The sequence below is a fragment of the Amycolatopsis sp. NBC_00345 genome (assembly GCF_036116635.1).
Classification (GTDB): domain Bacteria; phylum Actinomycetota; class Actinomycetes; order Mycobacteriales; family Pseudonocardiaceae; genus Amycolatopsis.
Genome location: NZ_CP107995.1, coordinates 6,785,934 through 6,809,181 on the forward strand (window position 1 = coordinate 6,785,934; position 23,248 = coordinate 6,809,181).

Below are 23,248 nucleotides of genomic sequence, written 5' to 3' on the forward strand. Positions count from 1 at the left end.
CTGTGACCAGCGTCGCCACGCAGGCCAAAACGATTCAGATGAGCCCTGAGGCGGCGGCCGCGGCGGTGAAAACGTCACCCACCATGGCGTGACTCACACGCCGTGTCTGGACATTGCGCGGGGACACGTGGTAGCAGCCGAACAGGCGCAGCTCGCCGAGCCGGACGTCGGCGCCGTGCGCGAACGCCGGGCGCGGCGCGGGGACGGGCCAGCCCGTCTCGGCGAGCACCGGCAGCAGCGCCTGCCAGCCGAACGCGCCGAGGACGACCACGGCGCGCAGCGTCGGGCGCAGCAGTGCCAGCTCGTCCGCGAGCCAGTGCCGGCAGGTGTCCCGCTCGGCCGGCGTGGGCTTGTTCCCCGGCGGCGCGCAGCGCACCGGCGAGACGAGCCGCGTGCCGCGCAGTGTGAGCCCGTCGCCGCGGCCGGTGGACGTCGGCTGCGAGGCCAGGCCCACCTCGTGCAGCACCCGGAACAGAAAGTCCCCCGACGGGTCGCCGGTGAACATCCGCCCGGTCCGGTTCGCGCCGTGCGCCGACGGCGCCAGCCCGACCACGGCGAGCGCGGCGTCCGCCGCCCCGAACCCGGGCACCGGCCGCGCCCAGTACTCCTCGTCCGCGAACGCGGCGCGCTTCGTGACGGCGACTTCCTCCCGCCACGTCACCAGCCGCGGACACGCGCGGCACCCGGTCACGGCGGCGTCCAGCTCCGCCAGCGTGTCCATCACTTCAACACCCCGCGGTGAACGCTTCGCCGACCAATGCAGGCCAGTGCATTCCGCCACCTTTCCACAACACGACGGCTAGGTTGGGGACCATGTCGGACACCACCCCCGAAGCCCCCGAAGAGAAGATCGAGAAGCCGGCGGCCGCGGATTCCGCCCCGGAGCCCGTCGACGATCTCGTCACCACCCATCACACCCTCACGGTCAAGCGCCGCAAACTGGCCTATACCGCCCAGGCCGGGCGCGTGGTGCTGCGCCAGGAGGTCGTCAAAGACGGCAAGTCCGCCGGCCACAAGCCCAAGGCCGAGGTCTTCCTCACCGCCTACACGCTCGACGACGCCGACCCGGGCACGCGGCCGGTGACGTTCGCCTTCAACGGCGGCCCCGGCTCGTCCAGCGTCTGGCTGCACATGGGCCTGCTCGGCCCGCGGCGCGTGCTCTCCGGCGACGTCGACGACCTCGTGCCGCCGCCGTACGGGCTCGAGGACAACGCCGAAAGCCTGCTGGCGCACAGCGACCTGGTGTTCATCGACCCCGTCGCCACGGGCTACTCGCGCACCGTCGACGGCGGGGAATCGAAGGACTATCTGGGGTTCAAGGGCGACATCGAGTCGGTCGCCGAGATCATCCGGCTGTGGGTCTCGCGCAACGAGCGCTGGCTGTCGCCGAAGTTCCTGGCCGGCGAGTCGTACGGCACGCTGCGCGCGGCCGGGCTGGCCGGGCACCTGCAGGACCGCTACGGCCTGTACCTCAACGGCCTGCTGCTCATTTCGTCCGTATTGGACATGGGCACGCTGCGCTTCCACGAGGGCAACGACCTGCCGTACTCGCTGTTCGTGCCGACGTACGCGGCCATCGCGCACTACCACGGCCTGCACGGCGACCGCCCGCTCGACGACGTGCTGGCCGACGCTGAGGACTTCGCGTCGAAGGAGCTGCCGTGGGCGCTCGCGCGCGGGGCCCGGCTGTCCACTCAGGACCGGGCCGAGGCCGTGGCCACGCTGGCGTCGCTGACCGGGCTGAGCGAGTCCTATGTGGACCGGGTCAACCTGCGGATCGAGCACGTGCGCTTCTTCACGGAGCTGCTGCGCGACCGCGGCCTGACCGTCGGCCGGATGGACGGCCGCTTCACCACGTGGGAGGTCGACGGCGGGCGCGAGCACACGAGCGACGACCCGTCGATCTCACGCATCATCGGCGCGTACTCGGCGGCGTTCAACCACTACATCCGCTCCGAGCTGGGCTACCAGAACGACCTGCCGTACGAGATCCTGTCGGGCGAGACGTTCCAGGCGTGGTCGTACAAGGAGTTCGAGGGCCGTTCGGTGTCCGTTGTGGAGTCGGTGAGCGCGGCGATGCGGGCCAACCCGCACCTGAAGGTCCACGTCGCCTTCGGCCACTACGACGGCGCGACGGCGTACTTCGCCTCCGAGCACGTGCTGGCCCAGCTGCAGATCCCCGACGAGCTGCGCGACAACATCGACACGGCCTACTACCCGGCCGGCCACATGATGTACGTCCACGAGCCGACGCGGCTGCAGCAGGCGAAGGACCTCGGGGACTTCGTGAAGAAGGCGTCGAACCGCTAACGAGCAGGCGGTTGTCCGGTCGGCTTCGTCCAGCGGCCGGCCCCGATGCGCCCCAATGTGGCGTTCGGTGCGTCCAACGCACCGAACGCCACATTGGGTGCGTCCAACGCAACCAACGCCGCATTGGGGCGCTTCGGGAGCACCGATCAGGGACCGCAGCGGACCGACGGGCGAGGGCGGCGCTGCGCCGCCGCGTACGCAGCACGAAGTTCGCCCATTACACGATCGGGTTCAGTTCGCAAGCGGATCGGCAATGTCTGCAGGACGACGACCCCCGCAGCGGCGTAGCGCGCATTCCGCGCGAGCGTGTTCGAATAGTCGTCCCATTCCTCATGCCACGTGCGAGAGTCGATCTCCCAGGCGAACGCGACATCGTCGCACCAAGCATCGGGCTTGGCGACGTACTCGCCCTGTTCGTCGAACACTGTGACGTTCCACTCCGCGTCCGGCAGACCGGCGAGCTTCCACAGCTCCCAAGCATCTGCCTCGGCTACGGACTGGGCACCGCCGATGAGAGCAGTCAAAGCGCGTCGGGGAAGAGCTGAACCGCGCTGGCTCCCACGACTCAGCTCGCGGTTCAACTGCTCCAAAGTGCACCTTCTCCGCTGCACAGCTTCAGCCAGCAAGGCCTGGATGGAGTCGTAGTCCCGCATCCTGCGCGCCGCGTCGAGTACAGCTCGATATGCAGGCGCTACGGGGACACCGCTCAGCGTGACGGGACGAGGGAGCCTCGTGGTGCGTTCGATGACAGTGAAACCCACGCTCGTGATCTCCCGTTGGTCCGGAACGAGAACGTGGACATCACCCGGCTCCGGCAGTTGCTTGAGCCCGTGACGCCTGGCCGCCCAAAGGCCGGTGACCATCGCGCCCACACCGCCACGGAGGAGAGCCGCGCGGATGCGTTGGTCGTCAGTCGCTTCCGTGGGCAGCAGCAAGACGATTCCCGGCAGCAGCCGTCGCCAGGGCCCGCCGGGGAGGCACCGCCGATAGACGCTGCTTCGGGACATTCCCAGCTCTTCGAGCACGCCGACACGAACAACCACCGGGCTGTTCTGATGACCGGCGACCAACGGGTGCCGATTCCAATTTCCTCGCCGCATGGGGCCAGGTTGACGCGCGCCTTCCAGGACGGCCAGCTTCGTGCGTCGCGAACGGTCCTCTCGCAGCGTTTTCCGGCCGTTTCTCCCCCGTTCAGGTGGCGCGGGCTGATGCGCCCCAATGTGGCGTTCGGTGCGTCCAACGCACCGAACGCCACATTGGGTGCGCTCAACGCAACCAACGCCACATTGGGGCGCTTCGGGCCAACGCGGCAAACCTAGTGCAGGTAAGCAGCCCCGTGCGTCACCGCTGAGTAAGCGTCGACGCCGCCGTGGCCGTAGAAGCCGTTGAACGAAGAGTCGCCCGCGCAGGTGGCGGTGAACGAGGCGTCACGGCCTTCATCGAGGTAGTCGACCGTGCGGGGAACCGGGCAGGCGATCGGGGACGCCGTGCCTTCGATGACCCGCTGCACCGCGTCCGGGTCCATCCCGAAGTCGCCGCCGGTGCGCTTTCCGTACTGCGAAACGATCAGCGCGGCCACCCCCGTGGCGTGCGGCGCGGCCATCGACGTGCCCTGCAGCCACTGGTAGTAGCCGACGCGCCCGTCCGCCGCCGTCGCCTTCTGCACGCCGAGTGTGACCCCGGCGGGCGTCACGTTGCCCGCCGCGTCGATGTTGCCCGCGGCCACACCGACGTTCTTCGGGTACGCCGACAGGATCTCGTTCTCCAGCGTCCGGAACCACGGCGTGCCGAAGCCGTCGCGGAAGTAGCCGCCGGGCGCCGAGACGGAGATCTGCTCGGTGCCGTAGTTGGAGTAGTCGGCCTTCGCCTGCGACGGGCCGAAAGCGCCGACGCCGATCGTGTGCGGGCCCTCGACGGGCAGCGAGAAGCACGAAGCGTTGTCGACCGGGCGCGGGTGCGTCGAGTTCGCCGGGTAGTCCGGGCTGGTGACGTCGTCGTGCGGCGCGGCCAGCTCGTCGTGCTGGTTGCCGAGCGCGACGACCATCGAAACGCCCTTGCGGTGCGCGTAGTTCAGCGCGCGCTTGGTGGCCTCGATGATGGTCCGCTGCTCGGCCTGTTCCGCCGGGGAGTCGGCCGCGTTCGCGGAACAGTTGTACAGCCAGGGATCCACGTAGAAGCTCATGTTGACGACGTCGATGCCCGCGTCGCCGGCGTAGGTCAGCGCGTCGACGGTCGGCTGGAGGAAGAAGAAACCGGAGTCCTGGCCCGCGCGGATGTTCACCAGCGAAACGTTCGGGGCGACGCCGGAGACCCCGAAACCGTTTGCCGCCGCGCCGATCGTGGCGGCGACGTGGGTGCCGTGGCCGTTGTCGTCGTGGTCGACCGGGTCCACGCAGCCGCGGTACTCACACGGCCCGTCCACCACGGTCCCGTTGACGTCGGCGACGATGTCCTTGGTGAAGTTGCGCGAATCGGCCTTGTCGAAGTTCGGCGCGATGTCCGGGTGGCTGCCGTCGACGCCGGTGTCGATCACGCCGACCTTGACCCGCTTGTCGCCGGGCTGCACCGTGCGCGCGAGGTCGGAGCGGACGGACTTGAGGCCCCAGAGCTGGTCGTCCAGCGGATCGGTGCCGACGGGCTGCTTCTTGGCCGAAGCACCGGCCGAAGCGCGGCCCTCCTTCTCGACGGCGTCCGGCTTCACCTTCTTCCCGCCGCGGGGCGCGGAGCCGATCGACTTCGCTTTCGCCGCTCCGAACACCGCGCGGTTCGCCGAAATCCGCTCAGTGAAGCCGGATGCGGGCGCGGTGGCCGTGATCAGCCCGACCGCGGTGTTCGTCTCGACGACGGTGCCGCCCGCGTCGCGCACCGCCTGCTGGACGGCGGCCACGCCCTGGGCGTCGCGCGCCAGCACGGTGAACTCCGTCGTGGGTCCGGACAGGGCCGACGGCTGGGCCGACGCCGCCGGTACGGCGACGCCGGACACCGCGCCGATCAGGGGCACCGCGAGCACCGCGGCGAGCAGTCTGGGTCTTTTCACTGGTCCTCCTCAGGAAAAACCGATACCGCAACGTACATAGCGGACACACGTCGCAGCAACGGCCATGAGGAGGAAACCGGAAAATCACGGCACGACGGACTTGGCCTCCGCGAAGTGGCAGGCCGAAAGGTGCCCGTCGGTGCGCGGGACCAGCTCCGGCACCTCGGTCGCGCACACGTCCTGCGCCTTCCAGCAACGCGTGCGGAACCGGCAGCCCGACGGCGGGTCCAGCGGGCTGGGCACGTCACCCTCCAGCCGGATGACCTGCCGTTGCCCGCGCACCTCCGGGTCCGGCACCGGGACGGCCGAAAGCAACGCCTGCGTGTACGGGTGCGACGGCCGTTCGTAGATCTCGTCCTCGGTGCCGACCTCGACGATCTTTCCCAGGTACATCACGGCAACCCGGGTGGAAAGGTGACGAACCACGGACAGGTCGTGGGCGATGAAAACGTACGACAGCCCGAACTCGCCCTGCAGGTCGCCGAGCAGGTTCATCACCTGCGCCTGGATCGAGACGTCCAAAGCGGACACCGGCTCGTCGCAGATGATCACCTTCGGCCGCAACGCGAGCGCCCGCGCGATGCCGATGCGCTGGCGCTGCCCGCCGGAGAACTGGTGCGGGTAACGGTTCAGGTGCTCGGGGTTGAGCCCGACGACGTCCAGCAGCTCCCGCACCTTCTGCGCCCGCGAGCCCTTCGGCGCCACCTCGGTGTGGATCTCGAACGGCTCGCCGACGATGTCGCCGACCGTCATCCGCGGATTCAGCGAGGTGTACGGGTCCTGCAGCACGATCTGGATCTCCCGGCGCAGCCGCCGCAGCTCCGCGCCGCGCACCGCGAACAGGTCCTTGCCCTCGAAGGTCGCCGACCCCGCGGTCGGCTCCTCCAGCCGCATCAGCACCTGCGCGAGCGTGGACTTGCCACAGCCGGACTCGCCGACCACACCGAGCGTCTCACCCGGCATCAGGTCGAACGAGACGCCGTCGACGGCCTTGACCTGCCCGACCGTGCGCTTGAACAGCACCCCCTGGCGCACCGGGAAGTGCTTCACCAGGTCGCGGACGCTGAGAATCGGCTCAACCACGGCTTTCCACCACCTCTTCGGCGAAGTGACACGCACTGACCCGGCCGAAGCCCAAGCCGTGCAACGAAGGACGCTCGTCCGTGCAGCGCTGTTCGGCCCGCTTGCAGCGCGGGTGGAACGGGCAGCCCGACGGGATGTCGAGCAGGCTCGGCGGCAGTCCCTTGATCGTCTCGAGCGTCTGTCCCTTCAGGTCCAGCCGGGGCAGCGAATCCATCAACGCCGCGGTGTACGGGTGCCCCGGCGAGCGGAACAGCTCGCGCACGTCGGCCTGCTCCACGATCCGGCCGGCGTACATCACGGCGATCCGGTCGGCCGTCTCCGCGACGACGCCGAGGTCGTGCGTGATGAGGATGAGCCCCATCCGCCGTTCCCGCTGGATCTCCGCGAGCAGGTCCATGATCTGGGCCTGCACGGTGACGTCCAGCGCGGTGGTCGGCTCGTCGGCGATCAGCAGGTCCGGGTCGAGCGCCAGCGACATCGCGATCATCGCGCGCTGGCGCATGCCGCCGGAGAACTGGTGCGGGTAGTCCTTGATCCGCCGCTCCGCCGCCGGGATGCGGACGATGTCGAGCAGCTCGATCGCGCGTTTGCGGGCGTCCTTCTTGGACATTCCCTGCCGGACGCGCAGCTGCTCCTCGATCTGGAACCCGATGGTGAACACCGGGTTCAGCGCCGAGAGCGCGTCCTGGAAGATCATCGCGATCTCCGCGCCGCGCAGTTCGCGCCGCCGCTCTTCGGTGGCCGTGAGCAGGTCCTCGCCGCGGTAACGGATCGCGCCGCCGGTGATCACGCCGGGCGGCACGTCGAGGATGCCCATCACCGTCTGCGCGGTGACGCTCTTGCCGGAGCCGGACTCGCCGAGCACGGCCAGCGTCTCGCCGGCGTGCACGGAATAGCTGACGCCGTTGAGCACGTTGGCGACGCCGTCGGAGGTGCGGAACTCGACGTGCAGGTCTTCGACCTCGAGCAAGAGCTCGTTCTCTGTTTCGGACATCGGCTGCTACCTCGACTTCGGGTCGAGCGCGTCGCGGATACCGTCACCGAGCATCACGAACGCGAGCACGGTGATGGTGACGAACGCACCGGGGAACAGGAGCATGTGCGGGTCGGCCCGGAAGTAGTCGCGTGAGTCGCTGATCATCACGCCCCACGAGACCACCGGCGGCCGCACGCCGATGCCGAGGTACGCCAGCGTCGCCTCGGCGCCGATCGCCGCGCCGAGCGCGATCGTGCCGTAGACGAGCACCGGGGCGAGCGTGTTCGGCAGCAGGTGCCGGAACACGATCCGCGGGGTGCTCGCACCGAGCGCCCGCGCGGCCTTGACGTAGTCGAGCTGCTTCGCGACCAGCGTCGCCGAGCGCATGATGCGCATCGCCACCGGCCAGGTCAGCACGGCGATCGAGCACACCACCTGCGCGATGATCGTCACGGCGCCGGGGTTCGAGCCGGGCGCGTTGAACGTCGTGAGGATGACGATCGCGCCCAGCACGAACGGCAGGCCGGCGAAGATGTCGCCCAGCCGCGAGAGCAGGCTGTCGATCAGGCGGCCGTAGTAGCCCGCGATGATGCCGACCAGCGATCCGAAGAGGACGGTCAGGATCGTCGCGAACACCCCGACCAGCAGCGACGCGCGGGCGCCGTAGATGGTGCGGGCGTAGACGTCGTAACCCTGGTTGTCGTAACCGAACCAGGCGTCGGCCGACGGGGTCTCGTTGGCCTTGGTCAGGTCGCTGAAACCGGCTTCCCGGTGGGAGAACAGGCCAGGCGCGATCGCGATCGCCACGATCAGCAGGATGATCACCGCGGAGATCACGAAGGCGGGCTTGCGGCGCAGCTGGCGCCAGGCGTCGCCCCACAGGCTGCGGGGCTTCTTGGCCGCGTTGGCCGAATCGTCGATGCGCGAAAGCTGCGCCGCGTCGACTCCGCCGCCACCGACGAGGTTGGGGTCAGTCATAACGGATCCTCGGGTCGAGAACGGCGTAGAGCAGGTCCACGATCAGGCTCATCAGCAGGTACACCAGCACCAGCAGCACCACGACGCCGGTGACGGTGGCGCTCTCGCGGTTCTGGATGCCGCGGAAGATGAGCCCGCCGAGGCCGTTGATGTTGAACACGCCCTCGGTGACGATCGCGCCGCCCATCAGCGCGCCCAGGTCGGTGCCCAGGAAGGTGAGCACCGGGATCACCGAGTTGCGCAGCAGGTGGACGCCGACCACGCGGCTGCGCGGCTGGCCCTTCGCGATCGCGGTGCGGATGTAGTCGGCGTGCCGGTTCTCGGCGATCGACGTTCTCGTCAGCCGCGCGATGTAGGCCATCGAAAGGCTGCCGAGCGCGATGCCGGGCACGATCAGCTCGCCGAACCCGGGATTGTCCGACACGCTCGTGTCGATGATGCCGAGCTCGGTGCCCAGCACGATCTGCAGCACGATCGCGGTGACGAACACCGGGAGCGAGATCAGGAACGTGGTGGAGACCAGCACCAGGTTGTCGAGGAAGCCCTTGCCGCGCAGGCCGGTGAGCACGCCGGCGGTCAGGCCGATCACGGCCTCGATGAGCACCGCGATCAGCGCCAGCCGCAACGTGATGGGGTAGGCGTTGCCGATCAGCTCGCCGACCGAGTTGCCGTTGAAGGTCTCGCCCCAGTCACCGGTGAGCAGGCTGCCCAGGTACTTGAAGTACTGGACGATCAGGTTGTCGTTGAGGTGGAACTTCTGCGTCATCAGGTCGATGTAGGCCTGGGGGCAGGCGGTCTGGCCGCATTTGCCGGAGAACGGGTCCCCGGGGACGGCCCACACCAGCGTGTAGATCAGGAAGGTGGCTCCGAAGAACACCGGGATCAGCTGGAGCAGGCGTCGCAGGACGTAGCGAATCATGCGTCAGTTCCTAGGAGTGCGCGCCGGGCTCGTGAGTGGCGATGACGGTTCTAACCGTCATCGCCACTCACGAGCCGTGGTGGTGGGACGACGATCAGCGCGTCACTTGGTGACCTCGACCGACGAGTAGTCGGCTCGGCGGCGGAAGTCGAGCCCGACGGTCTTGGTGTGCTTCGACTTGGCGGCAACGCCCTTCTCGTCCCACACCGGGATCGACGGCAGGTCCTTGGCGACGAGGTCCTCGGCCTGCTGGTAGATCTTGACCGCGGCGTCCTTGTCCGCCGTCGCGTCGGCCTGCTCGAGCAGCTTGTCGACGGCCGGGTTGGAGTAGACCGAGTCGTTCGACGAGGCACCGGTCTTGTAGATCGGGTTCAGGAAGTCCTCGATCGACGGGTAGTCCGCGGACCAGTCGGAGCGGCCCATGCCGGTCAGCTTGTGCCCGGTCACGATGCTGCGCCACTGCCCGAAGTCCGTGGCCGGCACGAAGTCGCACTCGACGCCGAGCACGTTCTTGATGCTGTTGCACGCGGCCACCAGCGGCTCCTTGCGGCCGCCGTCGGCGTTCGAGGCGATGGTGAGCTTGCCCTTGAAGCCGGACTGCGCGAACAGCGTCTTGGCCTGCGCCGGGTCGAACTTGCAGAACTCGCAGACGCCGGGGCGGTAACCCGGGATGCCCTGCGAGATGTAACCGTCGGCCGGCACGTAGGTGTCGTTCATGACGGTCTTGGTGATCTGCGTCCGGTCGATCGCCATCGAGATGGCCTTGCGCAGGTTGAGGTTGTCGTAGCCCGGCACGTAGTACGGGATCGCGATCGTGCTGATGCCGAGCAGATGGCCGGTGACCAGGTTGTCCTTCAGGTCGGTCTTGTACTTGCTGCCGGCCAGCGCGGACGGCGGGAGCGTCTCGATGAAGTCGAGCTTGTTGCTCAGCAGGTCCTGGTAGGCGGTCTCCTGGCTGGCGTAGATCTTGATGTTCAGGTCCTTGAACTTGACCTTGTCCTGGCCCTTGTAGTCGTCGAAGCGGGTCAGCTTGATGTCCGTGTTCGGCGTCCGGCTGACGAACTTCATCGGGCCGTTGCCGATCGGGTGATCCGCGAACGCCTTGGGGTCCTTGAAGAACACGTCGGGCAGCGGCGCGAAGGCCGTGTAGCCGATCTTGGTCTCGAAGACGGAGAACGGGGCGTTGAGCGTCACCTGGAACTCGTAGTCGCCCTTGACGACCAGGCCGGACATCTTGTCCGTGGCCGGCTTGGCGTTCTTGTCCTCGGGGTGGACGTCGGAGTAGCCCTGGATGTTGGAGTAGAAGTCGGTGTTGATCTGGCCGTTGGGGGCGTAGGCGCCGTAGTTCCAGGCGTCGACGAAGTTCTTCGCCTTGACCTCGGTGCCGTCGTGGAACTTCCAGCCCTGCTTGATCTTGATGTCGTAGACCTTGGAGTCGGGCGTGGTGATCGACTCGGCCATCTCGTTGAAGGGCTGGGCGTTGTCGCCCTTGAAGCCGACCAGCTCGGCGAACATCGCGTCGACGGCCTTGGAGCCGCCGAGCTCGTTCGTGTTCGAGGGGATCAGCGTGTTCTGCGGCTCGGTGCCGTAAACGGTGAAGGTCCCGTTCGGATCCACCTCACCGGCCGAGCCACTGCTGCTCGAGCCACCCCCGCACGCAGTGAGCACCAATGACAAGGTTGTCACCACCGCAGCGGCTCCCCAGAGCCTGCGTGAACGCCGCATGTTCCACTCCATTTCGTGCTCCCGAAAAGTGAGACGCACGTTAGCCGGAGTGCAGGGTTTGTAACCGGGTCGGCGTGTTGCAAATGAGTGACAACCCTTTTACTCACCCAGAAAGAGCACAACCAAGGTAGTGATGATCACCGAGCGTGCCCGCACTGCTCCGCTCAGGTCAACGCGAGGGCGATTCCGTCCAGGATGTCGTGCTCGCTCACGATCAGCTGGTCCGGACCACCGCGGGCGGCGAGTCCGTCGGCGAGCGCCTGCACGATCACCGCACCCCCGCCGATCACGTCCACCCGGCCCGGATGGATCACCGGGTTGGCCGCGCGGGTGGCGTGGTCGGCCGCCAGCAGCTCGCCGGCGAGGCGGTTGATGTCCGCGTGGGAGAGCTTCGACAGGTGCGTGCGCTCGGAGTCGTACTCCGGCAGCCCCTGGGCGACGGCTGACAACGTGGTCACCGTGCCGGCCACCCCGATCCAGGTACGGGCCTTGGCCACGTCGACGACGTCGAAGGCCTCGGCGAGCACGCCCTCGGCGAGTTCGCGGGCCTGGGCGATCTCCGCCGCGGTGGGCGGGTCGCCCTTCAGCGCGCGCTCGGTGATGCGCACGCAGCCGATGTCCACGGACTTCGCGGCGAGCACCTCGGCGGTGCGCCCGTCCCAGGTGCCGAGCACCAGCTCGGTGGAACCGCCGCCGACATCGACGACCACGAACGGGCCGTCGTCCGGGTCCTGCTCGCCGACGGCGCCGGTGAAGGACAGCCGCGCTTCCTCGTCGCCGCTGATCACCTCGGCCTCGACGCCGAGCGTCTCGCGCGTCATCGCGAAGAATTCATCGCGGTTGCTCGCGTCACGCGTCGCCGACGTGGCGACCATGCGCACCTTCTCCACCCCCTTGCGCCGCGCGGCGATCGTGTAGTCCGCGAGGGCGGCGCGGGTGCGCTCCAGCGCCTCGGGCGCGAGCCGCCCGGTGGCGTCGACGCCCTGCCCAAGCCGGACGATGCGCATTTCCCGGTGCAGGTCGCGCAGGTCCACCGTGCCGTCGTGGCGCGGCGTCAGCTCGGCGACGAGCAGGCGGATGGAGTTGGTCCCACAGTCGATCGCGGCTACACGAGGCATGGGTGCGACTTTACTGGTCAGCTCCCCGGCGCGTTGGCGGTCGTGCCGGGCGCGGAACTGTTGCCGCTGGGCGGCGTGGTGGTCGGCTGGCCGCACGGCGGCAGACTGGTGGTCGTCGTGGTTGTAGTTGTCGTGGTGGTTGTTGTTGTGGTGCTGCTGACGCAGGTCGGCGTCGTGCTGGTGCTGGTTCCCGGCGCCGTCGGCGAACTGCTGTTCCCGGGGTTCCCGGACGGCGGCAGCGAAGTCGACGGCGGAGTGACCGGAGTGGACGGCGGCACAGGTGGCGGTGGCACGCCCGGCGGGGCCGGGACGGCGGCCGCGTTGGGCGCGCCCACGGGGATCTGGCTGTCCGGGGTGGGCGCGACGCCGTTGCGGTAGGCCTCGGCCCACAGGATCACGGTGTTCACGTAGGCGTCGGAGTTGTTGTAGCGGTAGATCGCGGTGCGGAGCTGGTCCGGGTTGGCGAGGTCGAGGCCGCCGGAGCAGAGGTACCGGCCGGTGGCGAGGGAGGAGTCGAAGAGGTTGTTGGGGTCGGCGATGCCGTCGCCGTTGCCGTCGGAGGCGTACGCGCGCCAGGTGGCGGGGATGAACTGGGCGGGCCCGACGGCGCGGTCCCACACCGTGTCGTGGTCGAGGAGGCCGTGGTCGGTGTCGGGGATGGCGGCGTAGGGCCCGGTGCCGTTGAGCTCGGGCCCGAGGATCGGCTCGAGCGTGGTCCCGGCCGCGTCGACATACCCGCCCCGCGCGTGGTTCGACTCGATCCGCCCGATGCTGGCGATCAGCGCCCAGTCGATGTGGCAGCCAGGCTGTTCCTTGCCGAGCACGTCGGCGGCGTTCTTGTACGCGGCGAGCGCGGTGACCGGAATCCCCAACGGCCCGTTCGGCAGGTCATAAGCGGGCAACGGCAGCGGCACCGGCGAATCCGGCAAACTCCCGTCAACGGCGACGTGCTCGACCTCGGGATTCTCCGGGTCATACCCCTCGGTGAGCGCCGCGTCCTGCGTGTGGACGGTCGGCATCCGCCCCACCCACGCGGCCACCGCCCCGACCCCCACAGCAGCCGGCCCCACCGCCAGCACCCCCACCACCACCGCGACCAACGTCCGGTGCTTGGCACCGAGTCTCCGCCCCCGAACCCGCGCCTTCCGCCGGGTAACCCGCACCCACCGACGCGCCCCTGCCCCAGCGGTACGACGGGGGTGGCTCAGCTTGCTTCTCTGCTCACGCTGTTCGCGCTTCTGATCCCGCTGGTCACGTCTCTGTTCCCGCTGGTCACGTCTCTGCTCACGCGTCTGTCCACGCTGGTCACGTCTCAGCCCACTTGCCTGCTCGCGCTCGGGCTGGTCCAGCTCCCGCCGCACACCGGTCCCGACGGCCTCTGGCTCAACCACGTCGCTCGCCGACACGGCCTCCGCCCCGTCACCAGCAGGAGCACTCCCGGACTCAGCATCCGTCGGCGCCACGGCCGCGTCCACGGCCGCGTCCACATCCGTGACTTCGGCCTCCGAAGCGCCGGTCTCTACCGTGTGCGTCGCCTCGATCTCCACCGCGCCCGGGACTTCAGCCTCCGCAGCACTCTCGAGCCCGGTCTCGGCCAAATCCGCATCCGCGACCTCGGCCGCCGCAGCACCCGTGACCTCGATATTCGCCGCATCCACAGCCGCTGCATCTAAGACCTCGGCCGCATCCGCATCCGCGACTTCGGCCACCTCATCTGAGACTTCGGCCGCATTCAGATCCGCAACCTCGGCCGCCGCAGCCCCGGTCTCCACCTCGGCCCCAGCCCCAGCCTCATCCGCGACTTCGGCCGCCACAGCATCCACAGCCGCCGCAGCATCTGCGGCCCCGGACTCCGCAGCGCCAGCCTCCACCAAGGCCTCGCCGTCCCGGGGTTTCCGGCCGATCGCGCGGGCTCGCCGGGCGACGTGCCTGGTCCCGCGTGGCGCCCGCATGTGCCGAACCCTCCTCGGATCACCCGATGGTGGTCCGATGCTCGCCTAGCTCGTGTGAAGACTCCGTACTCAGCTTGACCCGCGGTCACCCATACGGGAACCCGCGGAGGCGGTAACCGCCCGCTTGTCGGAACTATCTGCGCACGAGAGTGCGGCGTTACTCGGCGCAGTCGCCCGATGGCCACCCGTTGGCGTGGAGCCATTCCAGCGTCTCGTCACCGAACGGGTTCACCCCCGGGCCGGCCGCGAGAGTGTGCGCGAGGTGGACGTGCAGGCACTTCACCCGTCCCGGCATGCCGCCCGCGGTCACCTGGGTGCCGAGCGACTCGATGGCGTCGCGCTCGGCCAGGTAGGTGTCATGCGTGCGCTGGTAGGCGGCCGCGAGCTCCGGGTCCGTGGTGAGCCGCTCGGTCATCTCCTTCATGATCCCGGACGCTTCGAGCGTGCCGACCAGCGAGCTGAGCCGCGGGCAGGTCAAGTAGTACAGCGTGGGGAACGGTGTGCCGTTCTCCAGCCGTGGGCTCGTCTGCACCACCGACGGATGCCCGCTCGGGCACCGCGCCGCGACGGCGCGCAAGGCCCGCGGCGGCCGCCCGAGCTGCTCCGCGATGACCGCCCGGTCGACCTCGGTGACGGGCTCGAAGCGGGGTGTTTCCGTGCTGCTGTTCACGAGTCCCAGGCTAATGCCGCCAGGTGACCGGCCCGCCGGGACCTCCACCGTTCGGCCGGAGTTGTCCACAACTGACCACCCCTGTGGACAACTCGGCCGACGCCGCCCGGCCACCCGCCGGCTCGACTTAGCCTCGGACGCATGGGAATCCACGACACGAAACGGCGGACCGCCCGCGACATCGATCTGTCGCGCGGGCCGGCCCGTCGTCCACCGAACCTGAGACAACAAACGCCCAGGAAGAGCTCAACCGCCCGAAACCTGGTCCCAGAGCTTCTCGTACCAGGAGCCCTGCGGAACCTGCTGCGGTCCCGTCGGCGGCGCCTGCGCCGCGGCCTGGTCCTCGGGCAGCTGCACCATGTACGGCGTCTCGCCGGGCTTCACATACCGAAGCCGCGTGCGGGCCTCGGCTTCGATCTGGGCCGGGTCGCTCAGCTGGGCCTTGCGGTCCTGCAGCTGCGCGACCTGCTGCTGCAGCTGCGACTGCTGCGCCTCCTGGTCACGCACCTCCGAGCGCTGGCTGAGGTAGGTGCGCAGCGGCACGGCCACGGTGAACGCGAGCGCGCACACCACGATCGCCACCACGGCCGCACGGCGCGTGGTGGACATGCCGAGCACCTTCGCGGCACCGGACGCGCGTTTGGCGGCCAGCCCGCGGCGAAGCCGGGACCTGGTCGTCTCCGCGGCGTCCGTGCCCGTGCGGCGCCGGGCCGAAGCGGGACGACGGGCCCTGGTGGACCTGCCCCCGTCGGCCCGGCCGCCGCGGCGGCTACGCGCCCTCCCCCGGTCGGCCATGCGCGATCAGGCCTCCGCGGTGAACCGCGGGAAGGCGAGGTCGCCGGCGTAGCGAGCCGCGTCCGCGAGGGTCTCCTCGATGCGGAGCAGCTGGTTGTACTTCGCGATCCGCTCGCCGCGAGCCGGGGCACCCGTCTTGATCTGGCCGACGCCGGTGGCGACAGCCAGGTCCGCGATGAACGTGTCCTCGGTCTCGCCCGAGCGGTGGCTCATCATCGACTTGTAGCCGTAGGAGGTGGCCAGCGAAACCGCGTCCAGGGTCTCCGACAGGGTGCCGATCTGGTTGACCTTCACCAGCAGCGCGTTGGCGGCGCGGCGGGTGATGCCTTCCTCGAGCCGGTCCGGGTTGGTGACGAACAGGTCGTCGCCCACGAGCTGGACCTTGTCGCCGACGTCGGCGGTGAGCTGCACCCAGCCGTCCCAGTCGTCCTCGCTCAGTGGGTCCTCGATCGACACCAGCGGGTAGTCGCGGAGCAGTTCGGCGTAGTACGCGGACATCTGCTCGGCGCTGCGCTTGGAGCCCTCGAAGGTGTAGGCGCCGTCGGAGAAGAACTCGGTGGCGGCGACGTCCAGCGCGAGCGCGATGTCGCGGCCCGCGGTGTAGCCGGCCTTCTCGATGGCCTGGAGGATCAGGTCGAGCGCCTCGCGGTTGTTGGCGAGGCTCGGCGCGAAGCCGCCCTCGTCGCCGAGGCCGGTGGCCAGGCCGCGGCCCTTCAGCACCGACTTCAGCGAGTGGTAGACCTCGGTGCCCCAGCGCAGGGCCTCGCGGAACGACTCGGCGCCGATCGGCGCGATCATGAACTCCTGGATGTCCACGTCGGTGTCCGCGTGTGCGCCACCGTTGAGGATGTTCAGCATCGGCACCGGCAGCACGTGCGCGTTCGGGCCGCCCAGGTAGCGGAAGAGCTCCAGCTCGGCCGAGTCGGCCGCGGCCTTGGCGACGGCCAGCGAGACGCCGAGGATCGCGTTCGCGCCGAGGCGCGACTTCGCCGGCGTGCCGTCGAGGTCCACCAGCTTCTGGTCGACGATCCGCTGGTCGACGGCCTCGATGCCGACCATCTCCGGGCCGATCTCGTCGAGCACCGCGGCGACCGCGCGCTCGACGCCCTTGCCGTTGTAGCGGCCGGTGTCCCCATCCCGCAGCTCGACGGCTTCGTGTTCGCCGGTGGACGCCCCCGACGGGACGGCGGCCCGCGCCAGGGTTCCGTCGTCGAGTGCCACCTCCACCTCGACGGTCGGGTTGCCGCGCGAGTCGAGAATCTCGCGCGCGCCTACCTGCTCGATGAGAGCCACGCCATGCTCCTCAATGGGGTCGTGCCTGCGGTGACGCCGCCCAGAGTAGCCGTCCGCCACGTTCACCCGTTGGAGGCACGGCCGGTCCGGAGCGGTTCCGCTCAGTGTTCCGCGCGGTCTTCGGGCCGCACTTCACGCCAGCCTGACGGCAGCTCGACGGTGTCGGACGTCTGCTGCCAGAACGTCCAGCTGTTGCCGCCGAGGTCCGCGACGGTGAACACGCGCGCGCCGTAGGGCTGGTCCTGAGGCGGTTCGGGCTCGAGCTCGTCGCCGAGCGCGGTGCGGACGCGCTCGTACTGGCTGTCGACGTCGGTGACGTAGACGATGTTGAGCTGCCCGACGGGGCCCTCGACGCCCTTGGCCGCCCAGTATTCGGGACCGACGCCCGCCAGCTGGACACGTCCGTTGCCCGCGCGCAACGTCGCCTGGAACACCTCGCCGGAGGCGTCCTCGAACCGCACTTCCTCGGTGAAGCCGAAGACCCTGGTCAGCCAGGCCAAGGCGGCTGTCGCGTCGGCGTAGTAGAGGTACGGCGCCAGCCCCAGGTAGCCGGGCTCCTGTTCGCTGCTCATGGCGGAACAGTCCATCACGAGCCCTCCAACGGTCGTGGAACCCCCTCGGTTCAGGGTAAAGTGGGAGTGACCATGACGGACGCCGCACCCGCACCCGAGCCCGACGGCGAGGCCCGGTTCCATGCCTTCCGGCGGGCCGAGGATCTGGTCGAACGCCGCCGTCCCCTGGACGCGTTGAAGGCCCTCGAACCCCTGCTGGACGAGCAGGACAAACCGAGCGTGCAGCTGCTGGCCGGCCGCGCCTACTTCCACTCGGCGCAGCTCCGCCGGGCGGAGCGCGCGTTCACCCGCGTCCTCGAACTCGACCCGACGGACCACTACGCGCGCTTCGTGCTCGGCCGCACGCTCCAACGGCTCGGCCGCTTCGCCGAGGCGCTCGCGCAACTCCGCATGGCCTCCGCGATGAACCCCGTCCCGGAATATCTGGAAGCCATCAGCGAAGTCAATGCCCGCATAACCCTCGGCGACAGCTGAACCCCTTCGCCCGGCCGCCAATCATCCCACTCGATGCCGCACGCTCCCAGCCGCGGACCAGCTCAATCGCACCCTCATCTCGAACCGAAACCCTGTCGCCCCAACGGAATCCGAGGTCATCCACACCCGGTCTCGTTGTGCCGCATAGGCAGCGCGGTCGGTTGTGGACGGACCCGAGGTGTGTCAGGCGTTGAGCCAGGTGCGGGCGTCGTCGTAGAAGCGGGTGGCCTGGTCGGGGCGATCGTCTCCGTAGAGGTCGTCGCCGATGGTGTAGCCGCGGCTGGACAACACGTAGGAGAGAAATCGGTAGGACGGCCGGTAGGCGGCGATGTCCTGCGGGCCGACAGCCAGTTGGACGCCGGGGTGGGCGGCGGCAAGGGAATCGCGTTCGTAGACGGGGTCGAGGGAGGCCAGCAGCCAGCGGCCGTCACGGCGTTCGACGCGGTAGCAGAGACGGGCGGCCGAGGCGAGGTCCACTTGGGTGCCGTCGAGGTCGGTGCGCATCTCGATGACCGCGGGCAGTTCGACCAGTGCGCGGTCGCCGTGGCAGTGGACCACGGGAGGGCTGAGCCGGTGGGCTGCGGTGTCCCCGCGGGCCGCCATTTTCTCGGACTCGGCGACGAAGCCGGCGCCGCTGCCGCGGAACCAGCTCAGGCGCACGGTCGCGTCGTCGGTGAAGCAGGACCGCATCTGGTCCCACCAGCCGCGGTCACGGCCCTGCCGTTCGTGGAGGACGAGCTGGGTGATCTGGGTGATGTCGCTGCTCACGTCTTCCCTTTCGGTGTACGGATCGTCGGCGCGGTGAGTGCGGCCCCGGAGGTCAAGCGCTAACCGCTGGAGTGACCTGGTGGCCGGCGCACCAGACGGCGCGGATCTTGCGGGTGGCGGTGATGTCGGTGGTGGGGTCGCCGTCGACGAGGACGAGGTCGGCGCGCAGGCCCGGTTCGACGGCGCCGCGGTCGGTCAGGCCGAAAGCTCGGGCCGGCCGGACGGTCGCCGAGCGCAGGATGTCCACGGGGCGGAACCCGGCGCCGGCCATCAGCTCGAATTCGCGGTGGAGGCTTTCGCCGTGCGCGACGGTGTGGGGCGAGCCGGGCTGGGTGTTGGCGTCCGTACCGGCCAGGACCTCGATGCCGGCCCGATGCAGGTCGGCCACGCCGGCGAGCAGGCCGGTCAGAGGCGCCCGGCCCGCCAGGATGCCCTCCATCATGGTGAGGGTGGGAACGACGACCTGGTGGCCGGCCTGCATCGTGGCGATGTCCTCGGGCCGGATGGCGCCGTTCAGCGGAACGTGGGTGATGAAATCCGCGCCCGAGCCGACGGCGACGGTATAGGCGCCGACGGTGACCGCGTGGACGACGGTCTTCAGGCCGTGCGCGTGGGCGGCGGTGACCAGGGCCTGGAGCGCCTCGGCGGTGGGTCCGCCGTCGCCGGGGGCCTCCGCGACCCCCTTGATGTAGTCGACGCCTTCGGCGACACGGGCCGCGACGTGCCGGCGGGCGTCTTCGGGAGTGAGGATGACCGCTTCGGCCGGCATACCCGGCATGCGGGCGTGGTTTCCGGTGGGACCGATCGCGGGCAGGCCGGCAGTGCGGAAGTCCGCGGTACCAGTGGCTTTACGCAGGGACGTGACCAGCTCGTCGGGCCAGCACGCCATGTCCAGCCCAGTGGTTACGCCCCAGCGAGCCAGCGCGTCGAGCGTCTGCGGGCCGTGCAGGTGGACGTGGGCGTCGATCAGGCCGGGCAACAGCACCGCCCCGGCGGCGTCGATCTCCCGCGCGCCGGCGGGGTCGGTGCCGATGACCGTGCCGTCGATGACAACGGTGCGGGGATCGGTGAGCTGGTGGCCGTCGAAGACCCGGACACCGGTCAGTGCGGTCTTGGTGGGTGCGGTCAAGGGGAAACCCCTCCTCAAATAGAGGACAGTTTTGTCCACTAACGTGACTGTACCTCCACTCGACGCCCCTCCGCGTGGCGGCTATAACCGGAGACGTGCCCGCCACCTCCCGCGCTTCCGCTGCCCGCGCCACGGCGGCCCGGCCGCCCGGGGCCGCCGCCCCCAGCGCCGGCCGACGGCGCGGCGAGGCGCTGACTCGCGCGATCTACCAGGCCACCCTGGAAGAACTGGCCCGCACCAGCTTCGAAGAACTCGCCTTCGACAAGATCGCACCCCTCGCGGGCACCGGGAAATCCGCCCTCTACCGCCGCTGGTCCACGCCCAAGCAGCTGGTCCTCGCCGCCTTGACGGACGCGTCCACCGGCTTCGGCGAGCCCGTCACCCCCGGCACCGGCTCTCTGCGCGGGGACCTGACCGCGCTCCTCGGCCGGTTCGCCCGCGTCCTGGACGAACCGCGCGGCCGCGCCCTGCGCCCCCTGGTGACCCAGCGCGCCCGCCATCCCGAGCTCTTCGACGAAGTCCGGCGCCTGGTCGTCCTTCCACACCAACGCATCCTGCTGGCGATTTTGCAGGCCGCGGCCGACCGAGGCGAGGCCGACGCCCGGTGCGTCACCCTGCGTGTGGCCTCCGTCGGCCCTCGCCTGATCATCGCCGAGTCCCTGGAGAAGGGAACCGTCAGCCAGTCCGAAGTGGACGCGATCGTGGACGAGGTGCTGATGCCCCTGACCGCGCCACGGCCCGACGCCGATCAAGGCGTTGTCTGACGATCTCGGGTCGATGCCGCGGGGACGCGGAGCCGGGTCCGGCCGATGGCCTTCGCGGGGTCGGCCATTTGGCCATCCGGCCGCTCGGGTCGGCCGGATGACCGATCCGGCGGTGGGGGTCCACAAGCGAACCTGGTGTTACCGAGTTCGTTCTAGGAGGCGGAAATGACGATCCTCGCCACGGTTGGGGCCTGCGTGGGCCTGCTGGTTCTCGTACTGATGTCGCTGGCACCGGCGATTGTGGAGCTTGATGCGCGGTTCCCCGTCGGGCGGCGCGAGCAGGGACCGGCGGCGAGGGCCGTGCGCGCCGCTCGTGCGGTCAAGACCGCTCGGTCGGCACAGGCCGCGGGGGTGGCTGGTGCGGCTCACGCGGTCAAGGCGGCGCGTGGGGCCGCTGGGACTCGGATCACGGCTCACGCCTGAGCTGGGATCTCGAGGCGGGAAAGGCCCCGGCCCCGCAGGCGGGAGCCCAGGGTCGCGGACCAGGGGCAAGGTCCGCGGGCAGGAACCGGAGTTGCCGGCAGACAGCAGGGCGAGCGGATGCGAGCCGGAAGCCGCGACAGGCCGGCAGGCGCCGGTGCGCGCGCCGGTGCGGGCCGAGCAGGTCAGCATGAGCCGCTACAGGCCGGCGGGCCTCAGCACGAACCGAGCAGGTCAGCGCAAGCCGAAGTGAGATGGCGCGAACCGATATGGATCCGCGCGAACCAGAGCGAACCAAACAGACCAGCACCAGCCGAAACAGGCCAGCGCGAACCAAACAGGTCGACGCAAACCGGAGCAGGTCAGAACCAGCCGAAGCAGGCCAACACAAACCGGCGCGAACCAAGCAGGTCAGCACGCCCCCGAGCAGCTCGATCCAGATCAACACGAGCCAGTCGGATCAGGCGATCCGGTAGCCGATTCCCGGCGTCGTCGCGATGGCCGATGGGTTGCCGAGTTTGCGTCTCAAGCGGCCCACCGTCACGGTGACCGTGTTGGTGAAGGGATCCGCGTTCTCGTCCCAGACCTGTTCGAGCAGGGCCTCGGTGCTCAGGAAGCCCGGGCTGGCTCGCAGCAGAGCCTCCAGCACGGCGAACTCCTTCACCGAGAGGGTGAGTTGCCGCCCGTCGCGGGTGGCGGTTCGGCGTAGCGGGTCCAGTTCGATTCCGGCCGCGTGCAGGACTCGCGGCCGCGCGTGTGGTTTGCGGCGGGCCAGCGCCTGGATGCGCAGGATCAGCTCCGGGAAGTGGAAGGGCTTGGGCAGGTAGTCGTCGGCGCCGAGGGTGAGCCCGCTGACCCGGTCGCCGGGGGCGCTCGCCGCGGTCAGCATCAGGACCATCGGCCGATCGGCCCGTTCGGTGATCATCTGGCACAGCGTGTCGCCGTGGAGGCCGGGCAGGTCCCGGTCCAGGACGACCACGTCGTGCGCGGTGAGTTCGAGCTTGGCGGCCGCGACCAGCCCGTCGCGGGCGAGGTCGACGGCCATGCCCTGGTCGCGTAATCCTTCGGCGACGACCTCGGCCAGGGCCGGGTCGTCTTCGACGACGAGGATCCTCATGCCGGGACCGGTGTCTTCGCGGCCGGAAGCGTGATCGACACCCGCAGGCCGCCTTCGGGCCGGGCGTGCAGGGCGAGCCGTCCGCCGTGGGCCGCGGCGACGGCGGCCACAATGGACAGTCCTAGTCCCGAGGAGCCGGTGCGCTCGCCACCGAGCCGTTCGAAGGGCCGCGCCAGCCGGTCGACCTCCCGCTGGTCGAGGTGCCGCCCGCCGGTCTCGACCGTGAACGCCGCCTCCTCCTCGTTCGCGGACCCGGTGACCTCGATCCAGCCGCCGTCCTCGTTGTGTGTGACGGCGTTGTCGATGACGTTGTCCACCAGCCGGGCCAGCAGCGCCGGGCTGCCCTGGGCCGCCGTCGCCGGTGGCAGGCCCACCGTCACGGTCAGCCCCTTCTCCTGTGCGTCGGCGGACCGGTCGCGCAGTGCCGCGCCGACCAGGTCACCGAGGTCGACCGGGGCGGAGTCGGCCAGCGCGCCGTGTTGCGCTCTGGCCAGCACGAGGAACCCGTCGAGCAGGTGATCGACCCGGTCCAGCTGGGTCCGCAACCGGTCCGCGAGCGCGACCGTCGAGACGGCCGGGTCCGGTTTGGCGACCGCGACATCCAACGTGGCCAGCATCGTCGCCAGCGGGGTGCGCAGCTCGTGCGAAGCGTTGGCGACAAAACGGCGCTGCGCGGTGAACGACGCTTCAAGCCGTTCGAGCAGCTCGTCGATGGTGTCGGCGAGGTCCTTCACCTCGTCGGCCGGGCCGACGACGGCCAGCCGCCGGTCCAGACTGTCGGCGGAGATGCGCCGCGTGGCGCTGGTGATCAGCCGCAAGGGCCGCAGCACACGCTTGGCCAGCGCCCGGCCCAGCAGCAGTGAGACGACCGCCATCACGACCAGCGCGATCAGCGAGCCGGCCAGCAGCTGACGGGACTGCTGCGTGTGCACCGCGTCCAGCTGGCCCGCCAGCTCCTGGATCCGCTGCTGTGCCGCGGCGAGACCGCCCGGGGCCGAGGGATTCCCTTCCGGGGCAACACTTTCCCGGCCGCCGCCGTCGGCGAGCAGGAAGGTCAGGACCAGCAGCCCGGCCCCGGACAGGAGGAACCCGGCGGCGTACAAGATGGTGAACCTCGACCCGACGGTCCCGCTCCGCAGCCTGATCAC

Annotated in this window: 23 protein-coding genes; 5 read left to right on the top strand and 18 right to left on the bottom strand. The window is 69.7% G+C overall.

All coding sequences use genetic code 11. The features are described 5' to 3' along the window. Positions 1-34: 34 nt before the first annotated feature. The gene (locus tag OG943_RS30370; protein ID WP_328604342.1) at positions 35-721 is read right to left on the bottom strand and encodes a uracil-DNA glycosylase; all 687 of its coding nucleotides are present in this window, start codon (positions 719-721) and stop codon (positions 35-37) included. 92 nt (positions 722-813) lie between these two features. Between OG943_RS30370 and OG943_RS30375 the strand changes: the two genes are divergently transcribed. Continuing rightward, positions 814-2,310: a S10 family peptidase gene (locus tag OG943_RS30375; protein WP_328604343.1), complete on the top strand. Its 1,497-nt coding sequence runs from the start codon at positions 814-816 to the stop codon at positions 2,308-2,310. A 146-nt stretch (positions 2,311-2,456) separates the two neighbouring features. On the opposite strand, the gene OG943_RS30380 is transcribed toward OG943_RS30375, so the two are convergent. The 9 genes from OG943_RS30380 to OG943_RS30420 form a co-directional block, all read right to left on the bottom strand. Then, positions 2,457-3,242 carry a hypothetical protein gene (locus OG943_RS30380; protein ID WP_328612191.1) on the bottom strand — a complete coding sequence of 262 codons (786 nt, stop codon included), beginning with the start codon at positions 3,240-3,242 and terminating at the stop codon, positions 2,457-2,459. A 383-nt stretch (positions 3,243-3,625) separates the two neighbouring features. Next, positions 3,626-5,347, bottom strand: coding sequence for a S8 family serine peptidase (locus OG943_RS30385; protein ID WP_328604344.1), 1,722 nt, complete (start codon positions 5,345-5,347; stop codon positions 3,626-3,628). Between the two features lie 84 nt (positions 5,348-5,431). Then, complete coding sequence (locus tag OG943_RS30390) at positions 5,432-6,430, bottom strand: ABC transporter ATP-binding protein (RefSeq protein WP_328604345.1); 999 nt, start codon at positions 6,428-6,430, stop codon at positions 5,432-5,434. Further along, a complete protein-coding gene (locus OG943_RS30395; protein WP_328604346.1) occupies positions 6,423-7,424 on the bottom strand; it encodes an ABC transporter ATP-binding protein in 1,002 nt (333 codons plus the stop codon). Before OG943_RS30395 ends, OG943_RS30390 begins: the two co-directional genes overlap by 8 nt. Before the next feature lie 6 nt (positions 7,425-7,430). Beyond that, positions 7,431-8,384 carry an ABC transporter permease gene (locus OG943_RS30400; RefSeq protein ID WP_328604347.1) on the bottom strand — a complete coding sequence of 318 codons (954 nt, stop codon included), beginning with the start codon at positions 8,382-8,384 and terminating at the stop codon, positions 7,431-7,433. Continuing rightward, entirely contained in the window at positions 8,377-9,303 is a 927-nt protein-coding gene (locus tag OG943_RS30405; RefSeq protein ID WP_328604348.1) for an ABC transporter permease, read from the bottom strand. The genes OG943_RS30400 and OG943_RS30405 overlap by 8 nt, the downstream gene beginning before the upstream one ends. Positions 9,304-9,405: 102 nt before the next feature. Then, positions 9,406-11,040 (bottom strand): peptide ABC transporter substrate-binding protein, encoded by a 1,635-nt coding sequence (locus OG943_RS30410; protein WP_442874586.1) that lies wholly within the window; start codon positions 11,038-11,040, stop codon positions 9,406-9,408. A gap of 152 nt (positions 11,041-11,192) precedes the next feature. Further along, positions 11,193-12,146, bottom strand: a complete 954-nt coding sequence (locus OG943_RS30415; protein ID WP_328604350.1) for a Ppx/GppA phosphatase family protein — start codon at positions 12,144-12,146, stop codon at positions 11,193-11,195. Positions 12,147-12,163: 17 nt separating this feature from the next. Continuing rightward, complete coding sequence (locus OG943_RS30420; RefSeq protein WP_442874588.1) at positions 12,164-13,309, bottom strand: lytic transglycosylase domain-containing protein; 1,146 nt, start codon at positions 13,307-13,309, stop codon at positions 12,164-12,166. Positions 13,310-13,345: 36 nt separating this feature from the next. Between OG943_RS30420 and OG943_RS30425 the strand changes: the two genes are divergently transcribed. Beyond that, positions 13,346-13,819 carry a hypothetical protein gene (locus tag OG943_RS30425; RefSeq protein ID WP_328604352.1) on the top strand — a complete coding sequence of 158 codons (474 nt, stop codon included), beginning with the start codon at positions 13,346-13,348 and terminating at the stop codon, positions 13,817-13,819. A gap of 436 nt (positions 13,820-14,255) precedes the next feature. Here the strand turns inward: OG943_RS30425 and OG943_RS30430 are convergent, their stop codons facing one another. The 4 genes from OG943_RS30430 to OG943_RS30445 all read right to left on the bottom strand — a co-directional run bounded on the left by OG943_RS30430 (position 14,256) and on the right by OG943_RS30445 (position 17,428). Beyond that, positions 14,256-14,777, bottom strand: coding sequence for a DUF501 domain-containing protein (locus tag OG943_RS30430; protein ID WP_328612192.1), 522 nt, complete (start codon positions 14,775-14,777; stop codon positions 14,256-14,258). Between the two features lie 237 nt (positions 14,778-15,014). Continuing rightward, complete coding sequence (locus OG943_RS30435) at positions 15,015-15,377, bottom strand: FtsB family cell division protein (protein WP_328604353.1); 363 nt, start codon at positions 15,375-15,377, stop codon at positions 15,015-15,017. A 192-nt stretch (positions 15,378-15,569) separates the two neighbouring features. After that, positions 15,570-16,856, bottom strand: coding sequence for a phosphopyruvate hydratase (gene eno / locus OG943_RS30440; protein ID WP_328604354.1), 1,287 nt, complete (start codon positions 16,854-16,856; stop codon positions 15,570-15,572). A gap of 101 nt (positions 16,857-16,957) precedes the next feature. Beyond that, the gene (locus OG943_RS30445; RefSeq protein ID WP_328604355.1) at positions 16,958-17,428 is read right to left on the bottom strand and encodes a VOC family protein; all 471 of its coding nucleotides are present in this window, start codon (positions 17,426-17,428) and stop codon (positions 16,958-16,960) included. Between the two features lie 72 nt (positions 17,429-17,500). Here OG943_RS30445 and OG943_RS30450 point away from each other — a divergent pair, with 72 nt between their 5' ends. Continuing rightward, a complete protein-coding gene (locus OG943_RS30450; RefSeq protein ID WP_328604356.1) occupies positions 17,501-17,902 on the top strand; it encodes a tetratricopeptide repeat protein in 402 nt (133 codons plus the stop codon). A gap of 183 nt (positions 17,903-18,085) precedes the next feature. On the opposite strand, the gene OG943_RS30455 is transcribed toward OG943_RS30450, so the two are convergent. Beyond that, a complete protein-coding gene (locus OG943_RS30455) occupies positions 18,086-18,670 on the bottom strand; it encodes a nuclear transport factor 2 family protein (protein ID WP_328604357.1) in 585 nt (194 codons plus the stop codon). 52 nt (positions 18,671-18,722) lie between these two features. Next, on the bottom strand, positions 18,723-19,799 hold the full coding sequence (locus OG943_RS30460) for an amidohydrolase family protein (RefSeq protein ID WP_328604358.1): 1,077 nt from the start codon (positions 19,797-19,799) through the stop codon (positions 18,723-18,725). A gap of 95 nt (positions 19,800-19,894) precedes the next feature. Between OG943_RS30460 and OG943_RS30465 the strand changes: the two genes are divergently transcribed. Further along, positions 19,895-20,563, top strand: a complete 669-nt coding sequence (locus tag OG943_RS30465) for a TetR/AcrR family transcriptional regulator (RefSeq protein ID WP_328604359.1) — start codon at positions 19,895-19,897, stop codon at positions 20,561-20,563. Between the two features lie 165 nt (positions 20,564-20,728). Then, positions 20,729-20,986, top strand: coding sequence for a hypothetical protein (locus tag OG943_RS30470; RefSeq protein ID WP_328604360.1), 258 nt, complete (start codon positions 20,729-20,731; stop codon positions 20,984-20,986). 457 nt (positions 20,987-21,443) lie between these two features. On the opposite strand, the gene OG943_RS30475 is transcribed toward OG943_RS30470, so the two are convergent. Continuing rightward, positions 21,444-22,100, bottom strand: coding sequence for a response regulator transcription factor (locus tag OG943_RS30475; protein ID WP_328604361.1), 657 nt, complete (start codon positions 22,098-22,100; stop codon positions 21,444-21,446). Further along, positions 22,097-23,248, bottom strand: a complete 1,152-nt coding sequence (locus OG943_RS30480; protein WP_328604362.1) for a sensor histidine kinase — start codon at positions 23,246-23,248, stop codon at positions 22,097-22,099. The genes OG943_RS30475 and OG943_RS30480 overlap by 4 nt, the downstream gene beginning before the upstream one ends.